Here is a 4,541-nt window from a genome sequence, read left to right as displayed (position 1 = left end):
TCGACCGGATAGCTCAGGTCGATGTACCTAGAAAGAACAACACGGTCAGCCCCCTCTCCCTCTGGGAGAGGGCTGGGGTGAGGGGCTTTTGATCTTCAGATCAGATCTGCTCAGCCCACAGATCATATTCGTCAGCGTCAGTCACCTTGCACCAGACCTTGTCACCCGGCTTCAAATTGCTGCCGTTATCAATAAACACGTTGCCATCGATTTCCGGGGCGTCGAAGAAGCAACGGCCGACCGCACCTTGTTCGTCAACCTCGTCCACCAGCACTTCAATCTCACGACCGATGCGCATTTGCAGGCGTGCCGAGCTGATCGCCTGCTGGTGCGCCATGAAGCGCTCCCAGCGATCCTGCTTGACGTCGTCGGGCACCACTTCCAGATCCAGATCATTCGCTGGCGCGCCGTCAACCGGCGAGTACTGGAAGCAGCCGACGCGGTCGAGCTGGGCTTCGGTCAGCCAGTTGAGCAAGTACTGGAAGTCTTCTTCGGTTTCGCCCGGGAAGCCGACGATGAAGGTCGAACGGATGATCAGGTCCGGGCAGATTTCGCGCCAGTTCTTGATGCGCGCCAGGGTCTTGTCTTCGAACGCCGGGCGTTTCATCGACTTCAGGACTTTCGGGCTGGCGTGCTGGAACGGGATATCCAGGTACGGCAGGATCTTGCCGGCGGCCATCAGTGGAATCAGCTCGTCGACGTGCGGGTACGGATAAACGTAGTGCAAGCGGACCCAGACGCCCAGGGTGCTCAGCGCCTCGCAAAGCTCGGTCATGCGGGTTTTCACTGGCGCGCCGTTCCAGAAACCGGTGCGGTATTTCACATCAACGCCGTAGGCGCTGGTGTCTTGCGAGATCACCAGCAATTCTTTGACGCCGGATTTGACCAGGCGCTGCGCCTCGTCGAGCACATCACCAACCGGACGGCTGACCAGTTTGCCGCGCATCGACGGAATGATGCAGAACGAGCAGCTGTGGTTGCAGCCTTCGGAAATCTTCAGGTACGCGTAGTGGCGCGGGGTCAGCTTGATACCTTGTGGCGGCACCAGGTCGATCAGCGGGTTGTGATCCTGACGCGGCGGCACCACTTCGTGCACGGCGTTGACCACTTGCTCGTACTGCTGCGGGCCGGTCACGGCCAGCACGCTCGGGTGCACATTGCGGATGTTGCCTTCTTCCACGCCCATGCAGCCGGTAACGATGACCTTGCCGTTTTCCTTGATCGCTTCGCCAATCACTTCCAGCGACTCAGCCTTGGCCGAATCGATGAAACCGCAGGTGTTGACCACTACGACGTCGGCGTCCTGATAGGTGGACACCACGTCATAGCCTTCCATGCGCAGCTGGGTCAGGATGCGCTCGGAGTCGACCAGTGCTTTCGGGCAACCCAGAGATACAAAGCCAACCTTTGGATTGGCCGGCGCAGGAGTGGTGGACATGTCTAACCTCGGTGTTTTGTGACGTCGCTTGCATCATGCGCAAACCGACGGATGGGCGCTTGGGATGCGCCTCTGATCAAAAAGTGCGCAATTCTAGCGGCGGGCAACGCACTTGACCAGCTTTATACGGGGAAATACGACGAGTGCTGCGCTATGCTTCGCGCCGTTGAGCTTTACCGATTTCGTGCAGTCAATCATTGGTCTGTAACAACAGGTAAAACAGCGCATGCTGCAACTCAAAGCATAGTGCTTCCTTCAAAGAAGCCGGTATCGAGATCAGGAGTGTTGGATGGGTCAGGCAAGTAGTCATGCGGCGGGCGCCGAGGGTTCGGCAAGCAGACCGCTGAGCATGCTGGTCGCGGCAGTCGGGGTGGTCTATGGCGACATCGGCACGAGCCCGTTGTACACCCTCAAGGAAGTGTTTTCCGGCGGTTATGGTGTGCCGGTCAATCACGACGGCGTGCTGGGCATTCTGTCGTTGATCTTCTGGTCGCTGATCTGGGTGGTCTCGATCAAGTACATGATGTTCGTCCTGCGCGCCGACAACCAGGGCGAGGGCGGCATCATGGCCCTGACCGCACTGGCTCGGCGGGCAGCGGCGGGGCGCAAGCGCCTGCGCACGCTGTTGGTGGTGTGCGGGCTGATTGGTGCGGCGCTGTTCTACGGCGACAGCATGATCACCCCGGCCATTTCGGTGCTGTCGGCGATCGAAGGCCTTGGCCTGGCGTTTGAAGGCATCGATCACTGGGTGGTGCCGCTGTCGCTGGTCGTGCTGGTCGCGCTGTTTCTGATCCAGCGCCACGGCACCGCGCGGATCGGTATTCTGTTCGGGCCGATCATGGTCACCTGGTTCCTCGTCCTCGGCGCGCTCGGTGTGTACGGCATCAGCCACACCCCGGAAGTGCTGCACGCGCTGAACCCGATGTGGGCGGTGAATTTTTTCGTCGTGCACCCGGGCATGGGCGTAGCGATCCTCGGCGCGGTAGTGCTGGCGCTGACCGGCGCCGAAGCGCTGTACGCCGACATGGGCCACTTCGGCCGCAAGCCAATCGCTCGCGCTTGGTTCCTGCTGGTGCTGCCGGCGCTGGTGCTCAACTACTTCGGCCAGGGCGCATTGCTGCTGGAAAACCCTGACGCCGCGCGCAATCCGTTCTACCTGCTGGCACCGAGCTGGGCGCTGATTCCGCTGGTCGGCCTGTCGACCCTGGCCACGGTGATTGCCTCGCAAGCGGTGATTTCCGGCGCGTTCTCCCTGACCCGTCAGGCGATCCAGCTCGGTTACATCCCGCGCATGTACATCCAGCACACCTCCAGCGATGAGCAGGGCCAGATCTACATTGGCGCGGTGAACTGGGCGCTGATGGTCGGTGTGGTCCTGTTGGTGCTGGGCTTCGAATCCTCCGGTGCACTGGCCTCGGCCTACGGCGTGGCAGTGACCGGCACCATGCTGATGACTACCATTCTGGTGTCGGCGGTCATGCTGCTGCTGTGGAAATGGCCACCAATCCTCGCGGTGCCGGTGTTGCTTGGCTTCCTGCTGGTGGATGGCCTGTACTTCGCTGCCAACGTGCCGAAGATCGTTCAGGGCGGCGCGTTCCCGGTGATCGCCGGTATCGCCCTGTTCGTGCTGATGACCACCTGGAAGCGCGGCAAACAACTGCTGGTCGAACGCCTCGACGAAGGCGCGCTGCCGCTGCCGATCTTCATCAGCAGCATCCGCGTGCAACCGCCGCATCGCGTACAGGGCACCGCCGTGTTCCTCACCGCCCGCTCCGACGCCGTGCCCCATGCCTTGTTGCACAACCTGCTGCACAACCAGGTGCTGCATGAGCAAGTGGTGTTGCTGACGGTGGTCTACGAAGACATCCCTCGCGTACCGCCATCGCGGCGCTTCGAGGTCGAAGCGCACGGAGAGGGTTTCTTCCGGGTGATCCTGCATTTCGGTTTCACCGACGAGCCCGACGTGCCGCAAGCGCTGAAGCTGTGTCATCTGGATGATCTGGACTTCAGCCCGATGCGCACGACCTATTTCCTCAGTCGCGAGACGGTAATTGCCTCGAAACTCGAGGGGATGGCGCGTTGGCGTGAGGCGCTGTTTGCGTTCATGTTGAAGAATGCCAATGGGAACTTGAGGTTCTTCAATCTACCGCTGAACCGAGTGATTGAGTTGGGGACGCAGGTGGAGATGTAAGCCCCGCCGCAACTCAAAAGCCCCCGTCAGCTTCAAGGCTGTCGGGGGCTTTTTTGTGCCTGCACATAAACCTCAAACCCACGCAACTCCCCCTGTGGGAGCGAGCTTGCTCGCGAAGGCTGAGTGACAGGAGAAGCATTCTTCGGCTGACCCACCGCATTCGCGAGCAAGCTCGCTCCCACAAGGGTTTTGTGGTGTTAGTGGCTTTCAGGCAATTCTTCTTCGGATTCGGTCTTTGTGCGAGCAGGTCGTGGGATCAGCGCTTGGATCACGTCATCAACCAAGGCTTTGCCCATCACCGTCAGGTAATGCGCAGCCCAGGCATGGCGGTCGGTGTCTCTGTTGAAAGCAGCGTCTTCTGCGAAGGATTTGGCGAGGGACAGCAGGTCGGAGGATTGGGACAAGGCATTGATGATCGGGACGCCGGAGCGGACGTTGAAGAACGCTTGATCCGAGTTGTAGAGGAAAGGGGTGAAGCCGATGGTTTTAACGTTTGCGAGTCCGTGCAGATCAGTTTCGGTCATCGTGTTACTCCTTGGTTCGAAGTGCCGAGACTTTCGTTACCACGCGAAAGGGAGGCAGCTGTACGCAGGGTGGTAAACCGGGAACCAAGGAAACCGGCACGCCAGAAGGCGTCCCACGCACAGCCGCCATAACTCGATGAGCGCGCTGTTGCGATGGTTTCTCCGGGTTACCACACCCGATCGCTGAATGGGTCAGCGACCTCCGGAGAGTATCCCGTCGAAAAACAGCGCAATAGAGCGGCACAGCGCCCCAACAAGAGTTTCGGAGTTTGCCTACAAGGTCTGTGGGCGTCATCTGATATTGCGAGACTGGAAGTAAACGAAAGTAAACACTTGGCACTTTTTTCTCTGTGGGAGCGAGCCTGCTCGCGAAGACGCAGTGTCAGTC

3 protein-coding genes are annotated in these 4,541 nt (G+C 59.9%); 1 reads left to right on the top strand and 2 read right to left on the bottom strand.

Annotation, left to right across the window (positions count from 1 at the left end; all coding sequences use genetic code 11):
• Window positions 1-100: 100 nt before the first annotated feature.
• Window positions 101-1,438, bottom strand: a complete 1,338-nt coding sequence (rimO, locus tag F8N49_RS25835) for a 30S ribosomal protein S12 methylthiotransferase RimO (protein ID WP_041478077.1) — start codon at window positions 1,436-1,438, stop codon at window positions 101-103.
• 349 nt (window positions 1,439-1,787) lie between these two features.
• On the opposite strand from rimO, the gene F8N49_RS25830 reads away from it, so the two are divergent.
• A complete protein-coding gene (locus F8N49_RS25830; protein WP_371699263.1) occupies window positions 1,788-3,629 on the top strand; it encodes a potassium transporter Kup in 1,842 nt (613 codons plus the stop codon).
• 197 nt (window positions 3,630-3,826) lie between these two features.
• On the opposite strand, the gene F8N49_RS25825 is transcribed toward F8N49_RS25830, so the two are convergent.
• Entirely contained in the window at window positions 3,827-4,153 is a 327-nt protein-coding gene (locus tag F8N49_RS25825) for a DUF3077 domain-containing protein (RefSeq protein WP_151553116.1), read from the bottom strand.
• Window positions 4,154-4,541: the final 388 nt, after the last annotated feature.

The organism is Pseudomonas sp. GXM4 (assembly GCF_008923895.1).
GTDB lineage: Bacteria > Pseudomonadota > Gammaproteobacteria > Pseudomonadales > Pseudomonadaceae > Aquipseudomonas > Aquipseudomonas atacamensis.
The sequence above is the reverse complement of the archived record's forward strand: the minus strand, read 5'-3'. Positions and strand labels throughout refer to the sequence as shown.